The sequence below is a fragment of the Friedmanniella luteola genome (genome assembly GCF_900105065.1).
Classification (GTDB): Bacteria; Actinomycetota; Actinomycetes; order Propionibacteriales; family Propionibacteriaceae; genus Microlunatus; species Microlunatus luteolus.
On sequence record NZ_LT629749.1, the window covers coordinates 430,340 to 450,433 of the forward strand.

22 protein-coding genes and 1 pseudogene are annotated in these 20,094 nt (G+C 75.0%); 11 read left to right on the plus strand and 12 right to left on the minus strand.

What is annotated here, in order from left to right:
• Window position 1: 1 nt before the first annotated feature.
• Window positions 2–895, minus strand: coding sequence for an HhH-GPD family protein (locus BLT72_RS02005; RefSeq protein ID WP_231930273.1), 894 nt, complete (start codon window positions 893–895; stop codon window positions 2–4).
• A gap of 82 nt (window positions 896–977) precedes the next feature.
• On the opposite strand from BLT72_RS02005, the gene BLT72_RS22030 reads away from it, so the two are divergent.
• Window positions 978–1,730, plus strand: coding sequence for a hypothetical protein (locus BLT72_RS22030; protein ID WP_157720241.1), 753 nt, complete (start codon window positions 978–980; stop codon window positions 1,728–1,730).
• A gap of 78 nt (window positions 1,731–1,808) precedes the next feature.
• On the opposite strand, the gene disA is transcribed toward BLT72_RS22030, so the two are convergent.
• Genes disA through BLT72_RS02030 form a run of 3 tightly spaced genes read right to left on the minus strand, consistent with a single transcriptional unit; the run spans window position 1,809 to window position 5,477 of the window.
• On the minus strand, window positions 1,809–2,873 hold the full coding sequence (disA, locus tag BLT72_RS02020) for a DNA integrity scanning diadenylate cyclase DisA (RefSeq protein ID WP_091409450.1): 1,065 nt from the start codon (window positions 2,871–2,873) through the stop codon (window positions 1,809–1,811).
• Window positions 2,874–2,919: 46 nt separating this feature from the next.
• Window positions 2,920–4,338: a DNA repair protein RadA gene (radA, locus tag BLT72_RS02025; protein ID WP_091409453.1), complete on the minus strand. Its 1,419-nt coding sequence runs from the start codon at window positions 4,336–4,338 to the stop codon at window positions 2,920–2,922.
• A 56-nt stretch (window positions 4,339–4,394) separates the two neighbouring features.
• Complete coding sequence (locus BLT72_RS02030; RefSeq protein ID WP_197677167.1) at window positions 4,395–5,477, minus strand: histidinol-phosphate transaminase; 1,083 nt, start codon at window positions 5,475–5,477, stop codon at window positions 4,395–4,397.
• Between the two features lie 116 nt (window positions 5,478–5,593).
• Between BLT72_RS02030 and BLT72_RS02035 the strand changes: the two genes are divergently transcribed.
• Genes BLT72_RS02035 through BLT72_RS02045 form a run of 3 tightly spaced genes read left to right on the plus strand, consistent with a single transcriptional unit; the run spans window position 5,594 to window position 6,830 of the window.
• A complete protein-coding gene (locus BLT72_RS02035) occupies window positions 5,594–5,929 on the plus strand; it encodes an ArsR/SmtB family transcription factor (RefSeq protein ID WP_091416468.1) in 336 nt (111 codons plus the stop codon).
• Window positions 5,926–6,393 (plus strand): SRPBCC family protein, encoded by a 468-nt coding sequence (locus tag BLT72_RS02040; RefSeq protein ID WP_091409459.1) that lies wholly within the window; start codon window positions 5,926–5,928, stop codon window positions 6,391–6,393. The genes BLT72_RS02035 and BLT72_RS02040 overlap by 4 nt, the downstream gene beginning before the upstream one ends.
• Complete coding sequence (locus tag BLT72_RS02045) at window positions 6,390–6,830, plus strand: DUF6069 family protein (RefSeq protein WP_197677168.1); 441 nt, start codon at window positions 6,390–6,392, stop codon at window positions 6,828–6,830. The genes BLT72_RS02040 and BLT72_RS02045 overlap by 4 nt, the downstream gene beginning before the upstream one ends.
• On the opposite strand, the gene BLT72_RS02050 is transcribed toward BLT72_RS02045, so the two are convergent.
• On the minus strand, window positions 6,827–7,462 hold the full coding sequence (locus BLT72_RS02050) for a VOC family protein (RefSeq protein WP_091409462.1): 636 nt from the start codon (window positions 7,460–7,462) through the stop codon (window positions 6,827–6,829). The two genes, BLT72_RS02045 and BLT72_RS02050, sit on opposite strands and share 4 nt — an antisense overlap.
• A 29-nt stretch (window positions 7,463–7,491) precedes the next feature.
• Window positions 7,492–8,277 (minus strand): DUF3109 family protein, encoded by a 786-nt coding sequence (locus BLT72_RS02055; RefSeq protein WP_091409465.1) that lies wholly within the window; start codon window positions 8,275–8,277, stop codon window positions 7,492–7,494.
• A gap of 111 nt (window positions 8,278–8,388) precedes the next feature.
• Here BLT72_RS02055 and BLT72_RS02060 point away from each other — a divergent pair, with 111 nt between their 5' ends.
• Entirely contained in the window at window positions 8,389–9,273 is an 885-nt protein-coding gene (locus tag BLT72_RS02060; protein WP_231930274.1) for a sugar phosphate isomerase/epimerase family protein, read from the plus strand.
• Here the strand turns inward: BLT72_RS02060 and BLT72_RS02065 are convergent.
• A complete protein-coding gene (locus BLT72_RS02065; protein WP_091409468.1) occupies window positions 9,270–9,908 on the minus strand; it encodes an alpha/beta fold hydrolase in 639 nt (212 codons plus the stop codon). The two genes, BLT72_RS02060 and BLT72_RS02065, sit on opposite strands and share 4 nt — an antisense overlap.
• Window positions 9,905–10,651: a CPBP family intramembrane glutamic endopeptidase gene (locus BLT72_RS02070; protein WP_091416478.1), complete on the minus strand. Its 747-nt coding sequence runs from the start codon at window positions 10,649–10,651 to the stop codon at window positions 9,905–9,907. The genes BLT72_RS02065 and BLT72_RS02070 overlap by 4 nt, the downstream gene beginning before the upstream one ends.
• Before the next feature lie 177 nt (window positions 10,652–10,828).
• Here BLT72_RS02070 and BLT72_RS02075 point away from each other — a divergent pair, with 177 nt between their 5' ends.
• The 4 genes from BLT72_RS02075 to BLT72_RS02090 all read left to right on the plus strand — a co-directional run bounded on the left by BLT72_RS02075 (window position 10,829) and on the right by BLT72_RS02090 (window position 14,305).
• Entirely contained in the window at window positions 10,829–11,872 is a 1,044-nt protein-coding gene (locus BLT72_RS02075) for an aspartate-semialdehyde dehydrogenase (protein ID WP_091409471.1), read from the plus strand.
• Between the two features lie 5 nt (window positions 11,873–11,877).
• Window positions 11,878–12,753: a pyrroline-5-carboxylate reductase gene (proC, locus tag BLT72_RS02080; protein ID WP_280949241.1), complete on the plus strand. Its 876-nt coding sequence runs from the start codon at window positions 11,878–11,880 to the stop codon at window positions 12,751–12,753.
• A complete protein-coding gene (locus BLT72_RS02085) occupies window positions 12,750–13,892 on the plus strand; it encodes an acetoin utilization protein AcuC (protein ID WP_231930276.1) in 1,143 nt (380 codons plus the stop codon). Before proC ends, BLT72_RS02085 begins: the two co-directional genes overlap by 4 nt.
• Window positions 13,893–14,074: 182 nt before the next feature.
• Window positions 14,075–14,305, plus strand: coding sequence for a helix-turn-helix domain-containing protein (locus BLT72_RS02090; protein WP_091409474.1), 231 nt, complete (start codon window positions 14,075–14,077; stop codon window positions 14,303–14,305).
• 38 nt (window positions 14,306–14,343) lie between these two features.
• Here the strand turns inward: BLT72_RS02090 and BLT72_RS22935 are convergent, their stop codons facing one another.
• From BLT72_RS22935 to BLT72_RS02100, 3 genes and pseudogenes are all read right to left on the minus strand, one after another.
• A complete protein-coding gene (locus BLT72_RS22935) occupies window positions 14,344–14,829 on the minus strand; it encodes a hypothetical protein (RefSeq protein WP_231930277.1) in 486 nt (161 codons plus the stop codon).
• 322 nt (window positions 14,830–15,151) lie between these two features.
• A pseudogene (locus tag BLT72_RS23445) lies at window positions 15,152–15,298 on the minus strand (type IV toxin-antitoxin system AbiEi family antitoxin domain-containing protein); the annotation flags it as partial.
• Between the two features lie 119 nt (window positions 15,299–15,417).
• Window positions 15,418–18,435, minus strand: coding sequence for a glycoside hydrolase family 2 TIM barrel-domain containing protein (locus BLT72_RS02100; protein WP_197677169.1), 3,018 nt, complete (start codon window positions 18,433–18,435; stop codon window positions 15,418–15,420).
• A 163-nt stretch (window positions 18,436–18,598) separates the two neighbouring features.
• Between BLT72_RS02100 and BLT72_RS02105 the strand changes: the two genes are divergently transcribed.
• Together BLT72_RS02105 and BLT72_RS02110 are read left to right on the plus strand one after the other, a co-directional pair.
• A complete protein-coding gene (locus tag BLT72_RS02105) occupies window positions 18,599–18,700 on the plus strand; it encodes a 30S ribosomal protein bS22 (protein ID WP_042842924.1) in 102 nt (33 codons plus the stop codon).
• Window positions 18,701–18,829: 129 nt separating this feature from the next.
• On the plus strand, window positions 18,830–19,102 hold the full coding sequence (locus BLT72_RS02110) for a hypothetical protein (protein ID WP_091409482.1): 273 nt from the start codon (window positions 18,830–18,832) through the stop codon (window positions 19,100–19,102).
• A gap of 36 nt (window positions 19,103–19,138) precedes the next feature.
• On the opposite strand, the gene BLT72_RS02115 is transcribed toward BLT72_RS02110, so the two are convergent.
• Window positions 19,139–20,044: an HAD family hydrolase gene (locus tag BLT72_RS02115; RefSeq protein ID WP_091409484.1), complete on the minus strand. Its 906-nt coding sequence runs from the start codon at window positions 20,042–20,044 to the stop codon at window positions 19,139–19,141.
• Window positions 20,045–20,094 lie beyond the last annotated feature (50 nt).

Consider the following 20,094-nt stretch of genomic DNA (forward strand, 5'->3'; position numbering starts at 1 on the left):
CTCAGCCCGGCAGGGCCACGTGCTCGGCCGTCGGGGCGACCACCAGGCCGTCGGCCACCAGCGAGGCCAGGCAGCGGGTGCGCTGCGCCTCGTCCGGCCACGCCGCCGCGAGCTCGCCCAGCGCCACCGGCTCGTCGCTGGAGCGGAGCACCGCCAGCAGGGCTCCCCGGCACTGCCGGTCGGTGCCGTCGTAGCTCTGGCCCTTCCGGGGCGGGCCGTCCCAGGCCGGGTGCCCGGCCGCCCGCCAGGCGCAGAGGTCCTGCACCGGGCAGGCGTCGCAGCGGGGGCTCCGGGCGACGCAGACGAGGGCGCCCAGCTCCATGACGGCGACGGCCCAGCGTGCGGCCCGCTCCGGCTCGTCGGGGACGAAGGCGGTGGCGGCGGCGACCTCGGCCACGGTCTGGCTCGCGGCCGGGAACGCGACGCCGCCGTCCACCCGGGCCAGCACCCGCCGCACGTTGGTGTCCAGCACCACCTCACGGCGGCCGAAGGCGAAGCTGGCGATCGCGGCGGCGGTGTAGGCGCCGATCCCGGGCAGCCGCAGCAGCGTCTCCCGGTCCGCCGGCACCTGGCCGTCGTGCTCCTTGGTGATCGCCACCGCGGCCCGGTGCAGCCGGAGCGCGCGCCGGGGGTAGCCGAGCCGGCCCCAGGCCCGGACCGCCTCGCCGGAGGGGGCGGCGGCCAGCGCCGCCGGGCTGGGCCAGCGCTCCACCCAGACCCGCCAGGGTTCGCGGACCCGTTCGACCGGCGTCTGCTGCAGCATGAACTCGCTGACCACCACCTGCCACGGGGTGGCCTCCGGGCGGCGCCACGGCAGGTCCCGCGCGTGCACGGCGTACCAGTCCAGGACCCGCTCCACGACGGTGGCGTGCCGGGTGGCGGGGTCGACGGTCACGGCCGCCACCGTACCTGCGCCCCCGGCCGGCGGCCCGGCGTGGCGGCCCGGTGCCCGGGTCCGCGCTGCTTACACTTCGGCCATGACCAGCGTGCTGCACCCGGTGGGGCCCGAGCCCGCGGAGACGTACTGGGCGCGTCGGGTGGCCCTCCTCATCGCGCTCGTCGTGCTGGTCGGCCTGGTGGTCGCCGTGGTCGTGAACAGCACCAGCAGCGGGTCCGCCGTGTCGGCCGACCCGGTGCCGCCGCCGGTCACCGCGCCTCCCGCGACCAGCCCCTCGCCCTCGGCCAGCCCGTCCCCGTCCCCGTCGCCCTCGACCAGCCCGTCCGCGACCGCGAGCGCGTCCTCGTCCGCCCGCACCGCGGCCACCCCGGCGCCGAAGGCGTCGAAGGCGGCCAGGGCGCCGGCCGGCGCGAGCCCCAGCCCGAAGCCGACCCCGACCGGGCCGGTGGCCTGCCGGCCGAAGGAGCTGCGCGCCACCCTGACCGGCAAGCAGCGCCTCAAGCCGGAGCAGAAGTCGACGTTCACGCTCTCGCTCATCAACGGCAGCGACGCGACCTGCGTGGTGTCGGTGACGCCGGAGAACTTCGAGCTGAAGATCTACTCGGGCACCGACCGGATCTGGACCACCGACGACTGCTCGACCGCCGTCAAGAAGCGCTCGACCACGGTCAGGGCCGAGGACGCCGTGGTGTGGACGATGACCTGGGACGGGGCCCGGTCCCGCCAGGACTGCAGGACCCGGCCGGAGGTGCCGCGCCCGGGCACCTACTTCGCCACCGCCCAGCTCGACGGCGCCGAGCCCGTCCAGCTCCGGATGATCCTCGGCGGCTGAGCCCTCCGGGGCCTGAGCGCTCCTGACCTGCCGACGAGCGCAGGGAGCGTGGACGCGTGTCCGCCGAGGTGCCCAGGATCAGTCGACGCGGTCGTCGTAGGCCGCGTCGGCCAGCCGGAGCAGGCCGTCCCGGATGGTGCGGGCCCGGCTTTCGCCGACGCCCTCGACCGCCTGCAGCTCCGGTGAGGTGGCGCCGAACAGGGCCTGCAGGGAGCCGAAGTGCTCGATCAGCCGGGCGCCGAGGCCGACGGGCAGCCGGTTGATCTGCGCGACCTGGCGGTAGCCGCGGGCCGCGACCCGGGTGTCCAGGTGGTTCTGGCCGCCGAAGCCCAGCGTGCGGGCCACGGCGAGCGGGTCGAGCAGCTCCGAGAGGTCCAGGTGGGCCAACGAGGCGAAGGAGAACTCGCTGTCACCGTCGGGCCGGTAGTCGCGCTCCAGCAGCTCGCGCAGGTCGTCCAGCCCGGCGCTCAGCTCGTACAGCTGGAGGGCGAGCAGCCGCCCGTCGGTGCCCAGCTCGACCACGTAGCCGTCCAGCTCGGCGTTCAGCCGGCGGACCATCTCCAGCCGCTGGGCGACCAGGGCGACGTCGGAGACCGTGACCTGATCCTGCACCTCGAGCGAGGACAGCCGGGCGGTCACCTCGGAGACCCGGGCGCGGTAGCGCTCCAGGGTCTGGAGGGCCTGGTTGGCCCGGGACAGGATGGCGTCCGACTGCTCGAACACCCGTCGGTGGCCGTCGAGGAACAGCGAGATGGTCGACATCGAGGCCGAGACCGAGACGACGGGCAGCCCCGACTGGCGCGCCACCCGGTCGGCGGTGCGGTGCCGGGTGCCGGTCTCGACCGTGCCGATGGAGGCGTCGGGCATCAGCTGGACGCCGGCGCTGACGATCCGGTCCGACTCCAGGTCGAGCACGATGGCGCCGTCCATCTTGGCGAGCTCGCGGAGCGCCGTGGGGCTGAACGGCACGTCGAGGGCGAACCCGCCCGTCGACACGGCGTCGGTCACGTCGTTGCGGCCCAGCACCACCAGGGCACCGGTCCGGCCGCGCAGGATCCGCTCGAAACCGTCCCGCAGCGGGGTGCCGGGGGCCATCCGCGCCAGGTGCTCGAAGAGACCGCTCCGCTGGTCCGCGCCCGCCATCTCCCCCACCTCTGTCCGACTGCGGCACCATCCTAGGGGCGCGGGCTCAGCCCACGTCCGCGCTGGGCGCCGGTCCGGACCCCCGGCGGGGGACCAGGCCGACGGCGTCGAGGGCCTGCTGCAGCGTGGCTGCGGCGTGCACCCGCAGGCCGTACCGCATGGTCGGCATCCGGTCCCGCGCCTGCCCCGTCTCGGCCGGCACGACGGCCTCGGTGAACCCCAGCCGGGCCGCCTCGGCCAGCCGGCGGTCGGTGCCGGGCACCCGGCGGAGCTCACCGGCGAGCCCGACCTCGCCCAGCGCCACGACGCCGTGCGGGATGGTGTGGCCGGTCGCGGCGGAGGCGATGGCCAGGGCCGCGGCCAGGTCGGCGGACGGGTCGGCCACCTTGGCGCCGCCGACCGTGGAGACGTAGACGTCCCGGTCGTAGAGCTTCACGCGGCAGCGCCGCTCGAGCACCGCGAGCACCATGGCCAGCCGGCCGGTGTCGACCCCGTGCATGGTCCGGCGGGCCTGGGGGAGCGGGGACGGGGCGACCAGCGCCTGCAGCTCGGCCAGCAGCGGCCGGCGACCCTCCATGGTCACGGCGACGCAGGTGCCGGGCACCGGCTCCGCGTGCCGGGAGGTGAACAGCCCCGAGGGGTCCGGCACCTCGACGATGCCCTGCTCGCCCATCTCGAAGCAGCCGACCTCGTCGGCGGGGCCGAACCGGTTCTTGGTGGCCCGCACCATCCGGAAGCCGGAGTGCCGGTCGCCCTCGAACGCCAGGACCACGTCGACCAGGTGCTCCAGCAGCCGCGGCCCGGCGATGGCCCCGTCCTTGGTGACGTGGCCGACGATGATGACCGCCATCCCGCGCCGCTTGGCCACCCGCACCAGGGCTCCGGTCACCTCGCGCACCTGGGTGATGCCGCCGGGCGAGCCGTCGGCCTCCGCCGTGCCGATCGTCTGCACCGAGTCGAGCACCATCAGGGACGGCGCGACCTCCTCGATGTGGCCCAGCACGGTGCCCAGGTCGGTCTCGGCCGCGAGGTAGAGCTCCTCGGCCAGGGCGTCGGTGCGGTCGGCCCGCAGCCGGACCTGCGCGGCGGACTCCTCGCCGGTGACGTACAGCGTGCGCCGCCCGGCCTTCGCCCACCGGGCCGCCACCTCCAGCAGCAGCGTGGACTTGCCGACGCCGGGCTCCCCGGCCAGCAGCAGGACCGCGCCCGGCACCACCCCGGCGCCCAGCACGCGGTCGAGCTCGCCGACGCCGGTGAGGGTGCGGGCGGCCGCGTCGGCGCTCACCTGGCTGATCGGCACGGCCTTGGCCACCGGGATCGACGAGCGCACCGAGGCCAGCTTGGGCGCACCCTCCTCGACGACGCTGCCCCAGGTCATGCACTCGTTGCACCGGCCGACCCACTTGCCGGAGGTCCACCCGCACTCGGTGCACTTGAACGCGGGACGCGTCGTCGTCTTGGCCATGGCTGCACCGTAGGCGGCCCCGCTGACAGTTCCGGCCAGGCCGCGCCGCGGTCCGATCAGGGCCGGGGCAGCCCCGCCGCCAGCTCGAGGACCCGGGCGTTCGCCGCGTCCTCCCCGACGGTGATCCGCACCCCGTCACCCGGCTCCCCGGCGGCGTAGGGCCGCACGACGACCCCGCCGGCCGCGAAGGCCTCGCCGTGGGCGGCGGTGAGCGGTCCGGACGGCAGCCAGACGAAGTTGCCCTGGGCGGCGGGCACGTCGAAGCCCAGCCCGCGGAGCCCGTCCCGCAGTCCCGCCCGGGCCCGGACCAGGGCGTCGACCCGCTCCCGCAGCGCCGGCTCGGCGTCGAGGCTGGCGAGCACCGCGGCCTGGGCGGCGACCGAGATCCCGAAGGGCAGCGAGACGGCCCGGACCGCGGCGGCCAGCGCCGGCTCCGCGACGCAGTAGCCGACCCGGAAGCCCGCCAGCCCGTAGGCCTTGGAGAAGGTCCGCAGCACGGCGACCTGGGGCCGGCCCTGCAGCGCCTCGAGCCCGCGGACCGCGGCCGGGTCGTCGACGAACTCGACGTAGGCCTCGTCGACCATCACCAGCACGTGCTCCGGCACGGCGTCCAGGAAGTGCTCGAGCTCGTCGTGGGCGATCGCCGGCCCGGTCGGGTTGTTCGGCGTGCAGAGCATGACCACCCGCGTCGCGGGGGTGATGGCCGCGCGCAGGGCCTCCAGGTCGTGGACCGCGCCCGGGCCGAGCGGCACGGGGACCGGGGTGGCCCCGGTGATCTGCACGGCGATCGGGTACGCCTCGAAGCTCCGCCAGGCGAAGACCACCTCGTCGCCGGGCTCGCAGACGGCGGCCAGCAGGTGGTACAGCACCGCCACCGAGCCGGTGCCGAAGGCGAGGCACTCCGGGGCGACGCCGAGCCGGGCGCCGACCGCGGCCGCCATCGCCGTGTTGGCCAGGTCCGGGTAGCGGTTCATCCCGGCCACCGCCGCCTCCGTGGCGGCCAGCACGCCGGGCAGCGGCGGGTACGGGTTCTCGTTGCTGGACAGCTTGTACGCGGGTCCCGCCGCGCCCGTCGGCGCCGGTCGGCCGGGCTTGTAGGCGGGCAGGGCGGCGACGGCAGGGCGGATGCGGACCGGCATGGCGCCCATCCTCCCAGGACCGCCGGGTGGGACCCCGAGGCGGCAGGACGACGAGACGTCGCACCGACGGCGACGGGACGTTGCACCAAACGGTTCAGTGTCGTATGGTGAACCACATGGTTCAGTCAGAGGTGCTCGACCGGGCGTTCGCCGCTCTCGCCGACCCGACCCGCCGCGGTGTCCTGACCCGGCTCGGCGAGGGTCCGGCGACCCTCGGCGAGCTGGCGGCCCCCACCGGGATGACGCTGACCGGTCTGAAGAAGCACGTCCAGGTCCTCGAGGACGCGGGCCTGGTCACCACCGCCAAGGTGGGCCGCACCCGGCAGTGCCGGCTCGGCGGCGAACGGCTGGACGAGGCGATGGCCTGGATCAGCCACTACCAGCGCCTCTGGGAACGTCGCCTCGACGGCCTCGAGGCCTACCTCACCCTCCAGGAAGGAACGACGCCATGAGCACTGCCCGTACCGACGAGGGGCTCGCCCTCCGGCTCAGCCGACAGCTCCCCGCCCGCCCCGAGGTGGTCTTCGACGCCTACACCGACGCCGAGCAGCAGAAGATCTGGTTCGCCATCCTCGACACCGAGCCCGGGGTCGTCGAGATCGAGGTCGACCTCCGCGTCGGCGGCCGGCAGACCGCCGTCTGGGGCCCCGACCGCGACACCCTGTTCCGCGAGACCCAGACCTTCCTGGAGATCGACCGGCCGCACCGCCTGGTCACCGAGTCGGTCGGCTCCGACCCGGAGGGGTCGACGCTGACCACCCGCATCGAGGTGACCTTCGAGTCGGTCGACGGCGGCACCCTGATGACCGTGGTGCAGAGCGGGTTCCCGACGCCGGAGGCCCGCGACTTCTTCGCCACCCACGCCTGGGTGGGGGCCTTCGACCGGATCGAGGCCTACCTGGCGCAGCGCCCGTGAGCGCGGCCGTGGCGGGCGCCGTCACGGCTCCCGGCCGCGTGCCGGTCCGGACGGCCCTCGGGGTCGTCGCGGTGGCGGTGCTGGTGGCGGTGGCCGCGGACCTCGCCCTCTACGGCCTCGGCCGGGCCGCCGGCGGGAGCTTCGTGTTCACCGCCCCGGCCGGGGCCACCCGGGTGGACGCGGCGACCGTGGCCGGGTTCGCGGCGCTGCCGCTGCTGGTCGGGCTGGCGCTCGCGGTGCTGCTGGCCCGCCGCTGGCCGCGGGTGCTGGGCGTCGGCCAGGTGGCGGCGCCGGTGCTCGCTCTGGGCACCGTCCCGCTGATGACCCTGCCGGCCGACCTCGACGCGGTCAGCACGGTCGCGCTGGCCCTGGGCCACGTCGTGCTGGTCCCGGTCAGCGTGCTCGCGCTGCGGGCGCTGCGCGGCGACCCGGGCTAGATCCGCACCTCGCCCCGCGGGGTGCTGAACAGTGCCGCGCTCAGGCCGGGCTGGCCGTTCGGGGCGATCCAGTCGACGTCCACGTCGAGCAGGATCGTGTCCGAGCGGCCACCCAGCCAGTCGTCGACCCGCTCGCGGTCGCCGGCGATCTCGATCTTCAGCAGCTCGACCTCCCGGCCCCCGTGCGAGGGGTGCACGGACGGGTCGCTCCGCCAGCGGACGAAGAAGGGGAGCTGCGGGTCCGACTGCAGGCCCTTGATGCCCAGCTGCTGCCACTCCAGCCGGGTGCCGTCCTCCAGCACCCGGTGACCCTCCACCGCGGCGCGGCCCAGCCGCTCCTCGACGGGGGCGATGTCGTCGACGGCGACCACCCAGCCCAGCCAGCCACCGCCGTCCTCGGACCGGGCGCGGACGGCCTGGCCGAACGGGGCCTTGTCGGCGGCGGGGTGGTCCAGGACCTCCACCACCTCCAGGTACTGGCCGTCGGTCATCGGCAGGATCTTGTTGCGGGTGCCGAACCGGGGGTGGAAGCCGCCCTCGCGGAAGGGCACCCCCAGCAGGGCGCTGAGCCGCTGCGTCGTCGCGTCGAGCCCTTCGGGCCCGACGGCGAACGACAGGTGGTCAAGGTGCATGGGGCTCATCGTGCCTCACCCCCGCAGAATCACGAACCGGGCCCGGACGGGCGCGCGGGGTCGGCGGCGTGCCGCAGCAACGGGCTGCGCCGGCTGTCGAAGTCCTCGCAGTAGGTGACGAGCAGGGCGTAGGCCGGCGCACCCATGAGGGCGACGAGCTCGTCGCGGCTCGACCGGTAGACCGGTTCCGGTCCGACGTGGGCCTCGGTGTTGGAGGTGCAGTACCAGTCCAGGTCGTGCCCGCCCGGCCCCCAGCCGTCGCGGCCGTACTCCCCGATGGACACCTCCGTGTAGGTGCTGTCGTCGGTCCGGGTGACGGCCCGGTACTGCCGCCGCAGCGGCAGCTGCCAGCAGACGTCGGGCTTGGTCTCGGTGATCGGCCGGCCCTCGTCGAGGGCGAGCCGGTGCAGGGCGCAGCCGGTGCCGGCGGCGAAGCCGGGCCGGTTGAGGAAGACGCACGCCCCGTCGACGACCCGGGTCTTGCGGCCGGGCGACTCACCCTCGGCCACCGACTCCGCGCCCTCCAGCTCGGCCCAGCCGCCCGCGCCCTGGGCGTGCAGCTGCCAGACGTCCGGGGTCAGCCGGCCCACCGCCGCCGCCACCCGGGACTCGTCGTCCGCGTCGGCGAAGTGCGCGCCCAGGGTGCAGCAGCCGTCGTCGGGCCGGTCGGCGTAGATCCCCTGGCAGCCCTGGCCGAAGATGCAGGTCCAGCGCGAGGTGAGCCAGGTGAGGTCGCAGTGGAACACCTGGTCGTCGTCCGCCGGGTCGGTGAAGTCCACGAAGGCGCGGGGGAAGCCGATCAGCACTTCGGGCACGGTGGCCAGCCTAGGGGCCGGCCGGCGCGCCCCGAGCCGGCCCCGGGAGGTCCCCGGGCCGAGCCCGTGGGCCTGGCCCGGCGATCGGTCGCGCGCACTACGCTGGGGGGCGTGCCTGACGACGCCGAGCCCTCCGCGGGCCCCTCCGGTGAGCAGGTGAGGGTCCCGTCCGCCAAGATCGGCCTCTCCACCTCCTCCGTCTACCCCGAGACCACCGCCAGCGGCTTCGAGCTGGCCCGCCGCCTCGGCTACGACGGCGTCGAGGTGATGGTGGGCATCGACCCGGTCGCCGCCGACATCGACGCGGTCGAGAAGCTCCGCGACTACCACGGCATCCCGGTGCTGGCCATCCACGCGCCCTGCCTGCTGATCACCCAGCGGGTCTGGGGCACCGACCCGTGGGCGAAGCTCGAGCGCTCGGCCGAGGCCGCGCACCGCCTCGACGCCGACGTGGTCGTCGTGCACCCGCCGTTCCGCTGGCAGCGCGAGTACGCCCGGAACTTCGTCGACGGCATCCGCCGGCTCACCGAGAGCACCGGCATCCTGTTCTGCGTCGAGAACATGTACCCGTGGCGGACGCCGGCAGGGGAGCTCAAGGCCTACGTGCCGGGCTGGGACCCCACCGAGCTCGACTACGCCGACCTGACGCTCGACTTCTCCCACGCCTCCACCGCCGGCCAGCAGTCGCTGGACCTGGCCCGGGCCTGGGGCGACCGGCTGCGGCACGTCCACCTGACCGACGGCAGCGGGTCGGTGAAGGACGAGCACCTGGTGCCCGGCCGCGGCGACCAGCACGCCGGCGCGGTGCTCGAGCACCTGGCCGAGCAGAACTTCTCGGGTCACGTCGTGCTGGAGCTGAACTCGCGGAAGAACCCGACCCGGGCCAGCCGCGAGGAGGACCTCGCCGAGTCGCTGGCCTTCGCCCGGCTCCACCTGGCCGCGCCCGCGCAGCCGTCCTTCGCCACCGACGGCGGCGGGACCACCGAGAGCCTCTAGCGCTCCGGGGCCCGGGTGGCCACGAGCCCGGCCAGCCGCTCCGGCGACCTCGCGACCCAGCCGGGTCCGGCGTCGTCGAGGGGCACCAGACGGCCCGCCGGCAGGGCCGCCGCGAGCCGGGCGGCCGCCCACCGGTCGAGCGGGTCGCGGCGCCCCCAGGCCACCCGGCTCGGCTGCGGGACCCGGGCGGCGAGGGGGCGGACGTCCTGCGGCCGGACCAGGTCGAGGGTCTGCAGCAGCAGCCGCTCTGGCGCGTGCAGCCGCTGCAGGACCGCGAGCGGCAGCAGGTCGGCCGCCGCCCGGTGCAGCACCAGGACCGGGCGCGGTCCCGACGGCCGGCGTCCGGTGGCGAGCACCAGCCCGGCCACCCGGTCCCCGGCCTCGGCGGCCACCCGGAGCGCCAGCACGGCGCCGCTGCCCACGCCGCACAGCACGACCGGCGAGCTGGTGCGCCCCAGCGCGGCGCCGGCCTCCGCGGCCGGGGCGGCGAGCAGGTCCGGCGCCGTCCGGTCGATCGCCCAGCCGGGCGCGGTCACCGGGCCGACGAGGGCCAGGGCCGCGCGCAGGCCGTCGACGTCGGCCGTCCGGGCCAGCGGGCTGGTCAGCAGCAGGATCGCCGGGCCCGCGGCGGTCACAACCAGCCCACGTGCGGGGCGACCAGCGCGTAGCCGACGAAGGCGACGACGTCGAGCAGGGTGTGCGCGACGACCAGCGGCCCCACCCGTCGCCATCGGAGGTGCACGAGCCCGAAGACCAGCCCCATGATGAGGTTGCCGACGAAGCCGCCGAACCCCTGGTACAGGTGGTACGAGCCGCGGATCCCGGCGCTGAGCAGCAGCACCACCCACGGCTGCCAGCCCAGCTGGCGGAGCCGGGTGAAGAGGAAGCCGATCATCACGACCTCCTCGAGGGCGGCGTTCTGGAACGCCGAGAGCACCAGGACGGGGATCGTCCACCAGGCCCCCGCCAGGGCCGAGGCCTGGACGTCGGTGTTGAGGCCGAGGGCGCGCGCGCCGAGGTAGAGCCCCAGGCCCGGGATGCCGATCACCGCCGCCAGCACCGCACCGGCGCCGAGGTCGAAGCGGGGCCGCCGCAGGTCGAAGCCGATCAGGGCGCCGGCGGGCCGGTGCGTCAGGTCGAGCAGGTACAGCACCAGCAGCACGGGCACGAAGGCGAAGGCGATGTTGGCCAGCTGGTAGGCCAGGTCCAGCCAGGGCCGGTCCGGCGTCGTCGACGCGTTGAGGGTGGAGGTCTGCGCCGAGAGGGGCACCTCCCGGGTCAGCCGCTCGATGATCCGCAGGACGGCGTAGACGGCCGACTGGCCCAGCGAGAGCGCCAGCACCAGCACCACCTCGCGGCCGATCCGGGTCCGGTCCATGGTCGCCACCCCGGGCTGCGCGCTCACCGGACCATCTTGCCCCGGCCACCCGGGCGCCCCGAGGCGGTCAGCACGGGAGAACTTCTCGTGTCCCCGGGCCTGGAGGCCCCGCGGACGGGAAGATCCACGGCCTGGAAGTCGGTCCTCGAGTCCGCGGGGAGGTCTTAGGCTGGGCCCATGCGCGTTGGTGTGTTCGGAGCGACCGGTCAGGTCGGCGGAGTGATGCGGGCCCTGCTGGCGGAGCGCGGCTTCCCGGTCACCGAGCTGAGGTTCTTCGCCTCCGCCCGGTCCGCCGGTCGCACCCTGACCTGGCAGGACCGCGAGGTCGTCGTCGAGGACACCGAGACGGCCGACTTCTCCGGCCTCGACCTGGCCCTGTTCTCCAACGGCAAGGCCGCCTCGAAGGCCACGGCGCCGAAGGTCGTGGCCGCCGGCGCCCTCGTCATCGACAACTCCTCGGCCTGGCGGATGGACCCCGACGTGCCCCTGGTCGTCGCCGAGGTCAACGGCGAGGACGCGCTGCGGCCGGCCAAGGGCATCATCGCGAACCCGAACTGCACGACGATGGCGGCCATGCCCGTGCTGGCGCCGCTGCACCGCGAGGCCCGGCTGACCCGGCTGCAGGTGGCGACCTACCAGGCCGTCTCCGGCTCCGGCGGGGTCGGCGTCGCCGAGCTCGACGGTCAGGTCCGCGCCGTCGCCGACCGCGCCGCCGGCCTCGCCTTCCGCGGTGACGCCGTCGAGTTCCCGGCCCCGCAGACCTACGTCAAGCCGATCGCCTACAACGTGCTGCCGCTGGCCGGCTCGATCGTCGACGACGGGTCCGGGGAGACCGACGAGGAGCAGAAGCTCCGCAACGAGTCGCGCAAGATCCTGCACGCCCCCGAGCTGCTGGTCGCCGGCACCTGCGTGCGGGTGCCCGTCTTCACCGGCCACTCGCTGGCCGTGCACGCCGAGTTCGCCGAGGACCTGAGCCCCGAGCGCGCCACCGAGCTGCTGGGCCGGGCGCCCGGCGTCGCGCTGATGGCGGTGCCGACCCCCCTCGACGCCGCGGGCGCCGACCCGAGCTTCGTCGGCCGGATCCGGGCCGACCAGTCCGCGCCGGCCGGCAAGGGGCTGGTCCTGTTCATCTCCAACGACAACCTCCGCAAGGGCGCCGCCCTCAACGCCGTGCAGATCGCGGAGCTGCTCGCCGACCAGCTCGTCGCGGACCGGGCCTGAGCGCCGTGACGTCCACCGGGGCGGTCCTCGACGACGGCGTCGGACTGCCCGGCGGCGGGCTGCGGCTCGCCATCCTCGGCGCCGGGGTGATGGGGGAGACCGTGCTGTCCGGCCTGGTCCGGGCCGGCTGGACGCCCGACCGGATCCTCGCCACCGACCGTCGGCCGCAGCGGCAGCTGGAGCTGACCGCCCGGTACGGCATCACCATGTGCGAGAACGGGGAGGCGGCGGCCGCCGTCGACACCGTCGTCCTCGTGGTCAAGCCGCAGGACATGGCCGACCTGCTGGCCGAGATCGCGCCCGCGCTCCGGCCCGGCACGCTCGTCGTGTCCCTCGCGGCCGGGGTCGACACGGCCTCCATCGAGGCGGTGCTGCCGGCCGGCACCCCCGTCGTCCGGGTCATGCCGAACACCCCCGCGCAGGTCGACGAGGGGATGGCGGCCATCTCACCCGGCTCGGCGAGCACCGACGAGCACCTCGACCGGGTGACCGAGATCCTCTCGGCCACGGGGCGCGTGGTCACCCTGCCCGAGCGGTACCAGGACGCGGTGACCGCGATCTCCGGCTCCGGCCCGGCCTACCTGTTCTTCGTCGTCGAGGCGATGATCGAGGCCGGGGTGCACCTCGGCCTGCCCCGTGACACCGCCACGGAGCTGGTGGTGCAGACGATGCTCGGCTCGGCGAAGCTGCTGCGCGAGACCGGGGAGCACCCGACCGTGCTCCGCGAGCGGGTCACCTCCCCGGGCGGCACCACGGCCGCCGCCGTCCGCCAGCTGGAGGACCACAAGGTGCGGGCCGCGTTCCTCAGCGCGATCGAGGCCGCCCGCGACCGCAGCCGGGACCTGGCCGAGGCCGCCCGGCAGCCCGGGACCCGGCCGTGAGGGGCCGGCTGGTCCACTCCGAGGACCTCAGCCGCTACGACTTCGGCAGCGACCACCCGATGGCGCCGGGCCGGGTCCGCAACACCGTCGAGCTGGCCCGCCAGCTGGGCGTGCTGGACCGCCTCGACGTCGTCCCGCCGCCGCCCGTCGACCTCGAGCTGCTGGCCAAGGTGCACGACCCGGCCTACATCGCGGCGGTCCAGCGCGGGGTGCCGGACGCGGAGTTCGGCCTGGGGACCAGCGACAACCCGGTCTTCGAGGGCATGCACGACATCGCGGCCCTGGTCACGTCGGCCAGCGTCGAGGCCGCCCGCAGCGTCTGGTCGGGCGAGGCCCTCCGGGCCAGCAACATCAGCGGCGGGCTGCACCACGCCATGCCGCGCGCGACGAGCGGGTTCTGCGTCTACAACGACATCGCGGTGGCCATCCGCTGGCTGCTCGACGCGGGCTGCGAGCGGGTGGCCTACGTCGACGTCGACGTCCACCACGGCGACGGCGTGCAGGCGATCTTCTACGACGACCCGCGCGTGCTCACCGTCAGCCTGCACGAGACGCCCGCCTGCCTGTTCCCGGGCACCGGGTTCCCCGACGAGATCGGCGGGCCGGGCGCCGAGGGCACCGCGGTGAACGTCGCCCTGCCCCCGGGCACCACGGACGCCGGCTGGCTGCGGGCCTTCCACGCCGTCGTCCCGGACGTGCTGGCGGCGTTCAAGCCGACCGTCCTGGTGACCCAGCACGGCTGCGACTCCCACGAGCACGACCCGCTGGCCGACCTGGACCTGTCCCTCGACGGGCAGCGCGCCTCCTACCTGGCGCTCGCCGAGCTCGCGGACCAGCACTGCGAGGGACGCTGGGTGTCCACCGGCGGGGGCGGCTACGCGCTGCTGCACGTCGTCCCCCGGGCCTGGACGCACCTGCTGGCCATCGTCAGCGGGGAGCCGGTGCCGCCCGCGACCCCGACGCCGCAGGCCTGGCGCGACGCGATCGGGCCGTGGGCGCCCACCTCCATGTCCGACGGCGCGGACGCCGCCTGGACGTCGTTCGAGGACGGCATCAACCCCGAGAGCCGGGTCGACCAGGCCATCCTCGCCACCCGCCGGGCCGTGTACCCCGAGCTGGGTCTTGACCCCGGTCTCTGACCCCTCGGAGACCGGTGAGCGCGAAGTGTGCGTCTCGATTCGAGCACGGTCAACTATTGACGCGGCGTGTCGTCCTGTGAGTCGAAACTCGTACTATCGCTGACGCCCCTCCAACCACTAGCCTCACTGCAGTACCCGGCACCGCGCGCTGCGCGAGGCGGGCCGACAGAGATGGGTGTGGCATGACGAACGAGTCCCAGCCCGGGGGAGTCACCCCGATCGGAGGCGACCTCACGGGGGTGCGCTTCCTCACCGTGGCCGAGGTCGCGGCCCTGATGCGCGTGTCCAAGATGTCGGTGTACCGGCTCATCCACAACGGCGACCTCGAGGCCGTCCGCTTCGGTCGCAGCTTCCGGGTCCCCGAGAAGGCCGTGCACGCCTACCTCCGCGACGCCTTCTTCGAGACCGGCTAGGAGTCGTGAGGAGTGCGGGGTCGTCGTCGAACCCGGACTCACCACACCACCCGGCGGCACCGCCGGCAGCGCTGCACCACCTCGGTCCAGCCCCGGGCCGTGATGACCGTGCCGACCTGCTGCGCGATGTCGCAGGGGAGATCACTCACGTCGTGCCAGCCGTAGCGCAGCGTGACCAGCGAGCGCACCGCGAAGTCGTCGTCCCGGCGGAAGTCCCTGAACCGCCCGCCGTCGTCAGCGTGGCCCAGCCGTCCGTCGAGTTCGACGAGGACCCCGTAGGCGTCGTAGCCGACGTCGCTGCGGTGACGAAGCCCGCCCCGGTACTGGTTGCGCCGGCCCTTCGGGAGGCCGTGGGCCCGCTCGACGTCGCGCAGGTGGGCCAGTTCCAGCGGTGACTCGAGGCCCTCGGCGACGTCCTGCAGCAGGTCCGTGAGGCGTTGACGGCAGGAGGGGAGCTTGCAACGGTCCAGAGCGCCGAGGAGCTCCTCGGGTCGCGCCACCCGCAGTCGAGCAGCCCGGGTCACGAGTCGACGACCTCGCCCGGTCGTCGGACGGCGCACAGGTCCAGCAGGGTGTCGACCGCGGGTAGCCGGGGTGGTGCCCCGACGAGCGTCCGGAGCGGACACCCGGCCGCTCACGATGGAAGGTGCAGGGACTGCTGGTCGTCGGTCGGCCCGAGATCGGGCCGAGGACGTCCACGAGCTCGGGCGCCTCGGGCCGCACCCCCCAGAGGTGCCCCGAGGCCTCCGGCCCGAGCCGAGCACGGTCTCCGGCGGCGAGCACGCCCGCCCACGCCCAGGCGCGCCACGGCGGTGCGGCGGGACCCACGAGGAGGAGACCGCGCCCGAGCCGCTGCCAGGTCCCCTGGGCGCAGAGCCGCTTGACCACGGTCGGGGTGACCCCCAGGGCGGTCGCCTGCTCGAGGGTGACGACACCCTCCTGGAGGCCGGCGAGCTGCAGGAGGTCGTCGGAGATCCGCGTCCGTGGGTGCATGCCGGCACTCCCAGGATGTGCGGCACCTACCGAACACCGCCGTGGCTCCCTGGGGACGCGACTGCTCGGGTTCCTGTGGTGACTTCGGGGTCGTGCTCGACCCCGAAGTCACCACGCCGTCAGGCGGGGTCCTCGAAGACCAGCGTGAGCTGGTGCGCGCCGGGCCACAGGGCGTGCTCGGGGAGCACGTCGGGGCCGCAGGCCCGGCTGCCGACGCCGTGCACGGCAGCGTCGAGGAACAGGTACGTCCGGTCGCTCGACGGCAGCTCGTAGGGGTGGCGGGCCCGGTCGACCTGCTGGGGCGTGTGCCGGCTCAGCGTGAAGCCGGGCCGCCGACCGGCGGTGTCGGGTGCGGTCCGGAGCCGCAGGACGGCGCCGTCGGACCCGCGCAGCTCGAGGCGCCGCAGCCCGGACCGGTGGCCCGTCTCCTGCGGCCGCGAGTAGGGCACGGACAGCTCGTCGAGGCCGGCCGAGAACCGGCCGGTGCGGGCGGCGGCGAGGCTGTCGGGGTACGACTCGGCCGGACCGGTGCCGAACCAGTCCGCCCGCTCGACGCCGGCCGGCAGGTCGAACCGGACGCCGACGCGCGGCCAGGTGCAGTCCCAGCCGACGGAGGGGACGACGTCGACGAAGCAGCCGAGACCGCCGTCGACCAGCTCCCACCGCGTCCGCACCTCGACGGACAGCCCGCTGTTCGCGGTGCCGACGCGGACGGCGCTGACCACCGCGTCGGGACCGGCGCGGAGCTCGAGCAGCCGGTGCACCAGCCGGTCGAGACCCCGGGCCCGCCAGCGCTGCTCCGAGGACGGCCCCGGCTCGCCGGTGCCGTACGGGGTGTCCTCGGGCCGGGCGGTCTCGTAGGAACCGAAGCTGGCGCCGCGGTCGTTGTCGGTCGGCGCCCGCCACAGCTCCAGCCGCGGGCCGTCCAGGGCCAGCCCGTGCAGCCCCGTGAGCCGGCCGGTCCGCGCGTCGAACGTGGCGGGACCCAGCGTCAGCGGGTCGCCCGCGGTGACCAGCGGCGGCGCGGCGGCCGGCCGCGGCAGGACGGCGGCGGCGGGGGTCTGCACGGGCCGGGCCGCCTGCGCCCGGCCGAGGACGTGGCCCGCCGGCGCCCACGGCTGGTCGGCGGCCAGCTCGACCCGGACGTCCCACCAGCCGCCGTCGGCGCCCTCGACCAGCGCGTCGGGCAGCAGGACGGTGGCCGAGGCCCCGGGCGCCAGCACCGGCACGTCCAGCTCGGTCTCCGCGCTCAGCGTGCCGTCGGTCCCGGAGACGACCGCGGCCACCAGGCGCAGGTGCGCGGTGTCGGCGGTGTGGTAGCGGTTGCGGACCTCCAGCGCCCGGCCGGCGAGCGTCAGCACGACGGGCGTGTGCACGGCCGCGAACTCGGCGACCGACGGCGTCGGGGTGTCGTCGGGCAGCAGCATGCCGTCCATCACGAAGTTGCCGTCGTGCACGACCTCCCCGAAGTCGCCCCCGTACCCGTGGAAGGGGGTGCCGTCGGCCGCGCGGGTCGCCAGGCCGTGGTCGCGCCACTCCCAGACGAAGCCGCCGTGCAGCCGCGGGTAGCGCTCGGTCAGCGTGTCGTAGTCGGCGATGGCGCCCGGGCCGTTGCCCATCGCGTGCACGTACTCGCACATCAGGAAGGGCATCGAGCGCACCCGCGCGCCCTCGGCGGGACCCGTGTGCCGGACGGGTCCGACACCGCTGCCGATCGCCTCCACCTCGACGAGCGCCGGGTACATCCGCGAGTACACGTCGGTGTACTGGCCGGTGTAGTCGCCCTCGTAGTGCACGGGGCGGCCGGGGTCGCGGCGGTGCACCCACTGCGCCATGGCGGCCAGGTTGCGGCCGGTGCCCGCCTCGTTGCCCAGCGACCACAGGACGACGCAGGGGTGGTTCTTGTCGCGCTCGACGGTCCGCTCGATCCGGTCCAGGTAGGACGCGGTCCAGCGCGGGTCGTCGCTCGGGTTGTCCTGCCAGCCCTGGAACTCGAAGCCGTGGGTCTCCAGGTCGCACTCGTCGACGACCCAGAAGCCCAGCTCGTCGGCCAGGTCGAGGACGCGCGGGTGCGGCGGGTAGTGGCTGGTCCGGATCGCGTTGACGTTGGCCCGCTTCATGGTGACCATGTCGGCGCGGGCGTGGGCCTCGTCGAAGACGCGGCCGCGGACGGGGTGGGTCTCGTGCCGGTTGACCCCGCGGAACGTCACCGGCTCCCCGTTGACCAGGAAGCGGTCACCGACGACGCGGACCTCGCGGAAGCCGACCCGGACGGTGACGGTCTCCCCGGTCGAGGCGACCTCGACGGTGTAGAGCCGCGGCGTCTCCGCCGTCCAGGGCTCCACCTCGCCCACGGCCACCTCCGCCAGGGCGGCGGCGTCGGGGAAGGTCTGCTCGACGCCCAGCTCCGGCACCCGGACCGTGACCGGGTAGGCGGTCGGCGCCGCCTGCAGCACCGGCCGCAGCGTGCCGCGGAACCCCACGCCCTCGTCGTCGGCGACCAGCCCGGGCTGCAGCCAGACGTCGTCCAGCGCGCCGGCGGGCCGCCCCAGCAGGGTGACGCTGCGGAAGATGCCGGGCAGCCACCACTGGTCCTGGTCCTCCAGGTAGCTGGCCGAGGACCACTGGGAGACGCGCACGACGAGCTCGTTCTCGCCGAGGCGCAGGGCCGCGGTGACGTCGAACTCCTGGACGAGCCGGCTGCCCTTGCCCACGCCCACCTCGGCGCCGTTCAGCCACACCTGGTAGACGGACTCGACGCCGTCGAAGCGGAGCAGCACCCGCTCGACGTCCCACCCCGGGTGGTCGAAGGTGCGGCGGTGGTCGGCGGTCGGGTTCTCGTCGGGCACGAAGGGCGGGTCCACGGGGAACGGGTACTGCACGTTGGTGTAGATCGGCCGGCCGCGCTCGGCGCTGGTGGGCACCCCGTCGGGCCCGAGCACCCAGTGCGACGGCACGGTCACGGTGCCCCAGTCGCCGTCGCTCGCGGGCGGCTCCGCCAGCCCGCGGTGACTGGCGTGCAGCCGGAACTGCCACTCCCCGTCCAGGCCCAGCGAGGGGGCGTCGGTGGGCAGCCACGCGCGGGGCGTGCTGCGGGATCCGGATCCGGTGCTGAAGTCCTCGACATGGTTCGCCACGCTCGCCGACGCTACCGTCCGCGCCCGGTGCGGGGGTGGCCACGGTCGCCGGTTGGCGCCGGGTCGGGCGCGCCGGGTAGTCTGCCAGGGTTGTCCGGCGGTCGACCGGACGTGTTCGTAGCAGCCCGAGGCCGACGGCGTCTCGGTAGTCGAGAGGTTGTTCATGGGTTCGGTCATCAAGAAGCGCCGCAAGCGGATGGCGAAGAAGAAGCACCGCAAGCTGCTCAAGCGCACCCGCATCCAGCGCCGCCGCGCCGGCAAGTAGGTCCGGGTCCGGCAGCGCGATGACGCGGGTCGTCCTGGTCACGGGGGTCTCCCGTGGCCCGACGGCCCGCGTCGACCGCTCCCGCCCCACCACCGGGCTTCGCGCGGGACCGCGATCGAGGCGGCACCCATGACCTGGGCCCTCGTGCTGGTGGTGGCCGCGACGGCCGCCTTCACCGCCCTCGTCGTCCGCCGCACCCCGCGCCGCGTCGCGCCCGGCCGCCCCGACCTCCGCAGCCTGCTCGACGCCGGCGCCGCCGTCCTCGGGGTGCTCGCGCTCGCCGTCGCGGTCACCGTGGTCATCACCGACCGGCCCGACCAGGGCGCCAAGCTCGCCGTGCTGGGGCTGCTGTCCTACCTCGTCTACGTCGGCGCCGCCGCGGTCATCACCCGCGGGCGCTGAGCCGCCGCGCGCCCGCGCTGGGAGCCCGCGCCGAGCTCAGCGGCGCAGCATCCGCCGCAGCACGACGCCGACGGCGAAGGCTCCCGTCGCGCCGCCCGCGGCCCCGGCCCCGAGCAGCCCGGCGCGGGCGGCCCTGCGCCCGCGGCGGAAGTCGCGGACCGGCCAACCCTGCTCCAGGGCGTGCCGGCGCAGCCGCTTGTCCGGGTTGATGACAGTGGGGTGGCCGACCAGGGACAGCATCGGGAGGTCGTTGGAGGAGTCGGAGTAGGCGGCGCAGCGGGTCAGGTCCAGGCCCTCCGCCTCGGCCAGGGCACGGACGGCGTCGGCCTTGGCCGCCCCGTGCAGCAGCTCGCCGCGCAGCCGGCCGGTGTAGACGCCGTCGACGTGCTCGGCGGTGCTGCCCAGCGCACCGTGCAGGCCCAGGCGGGCGGCGATGATCCCCGCGACCTCGATCGGGGCCGCGGTGACCAGCCAGGCCTGCTGCCCGGCGTCGAGGTGCTTCTGGGCGAGCGCCCGCGTGCCCGGCCAGATCCGGGGATGGATGGCGTCGTCGTAGGTCTCCTGGCCGATCTCCTCGAGCTCGGTCACGGTGTGGCCCTCGATGAAGGAGAGCGACACCGCCCGCGCGTCCTCGATGTGGGTCGGGTTCTCCCGGCCCACGACGCGGAACCACACCTGCAGCCAGACGGCCTTGGCGATCACCCGGCTGCCGAAGAACCCGTGCCGGTACAGGCCCTTGGCGAGGTGGAACATCGACGCGCCCTTGATCATGGTGTTGTCGAGGTCGAAGAAGGCGGCAGCCTGCGGGTCGCCCTCGGTGCTCAGCGGCGCGACCTCGATGGCCGAGGCACCGACACCGGGCAGCGGGCGGACGTCCTCGTCGTGGACCTCGAGCCCACGACCGGTCCCCGACGCCGGGGCCGAGCCGTCAGCATCGCTCATCCCGCCACCCTAGCTCCGCCCCACCGGTGTTCAGCCGCGGTCGAGCCGGG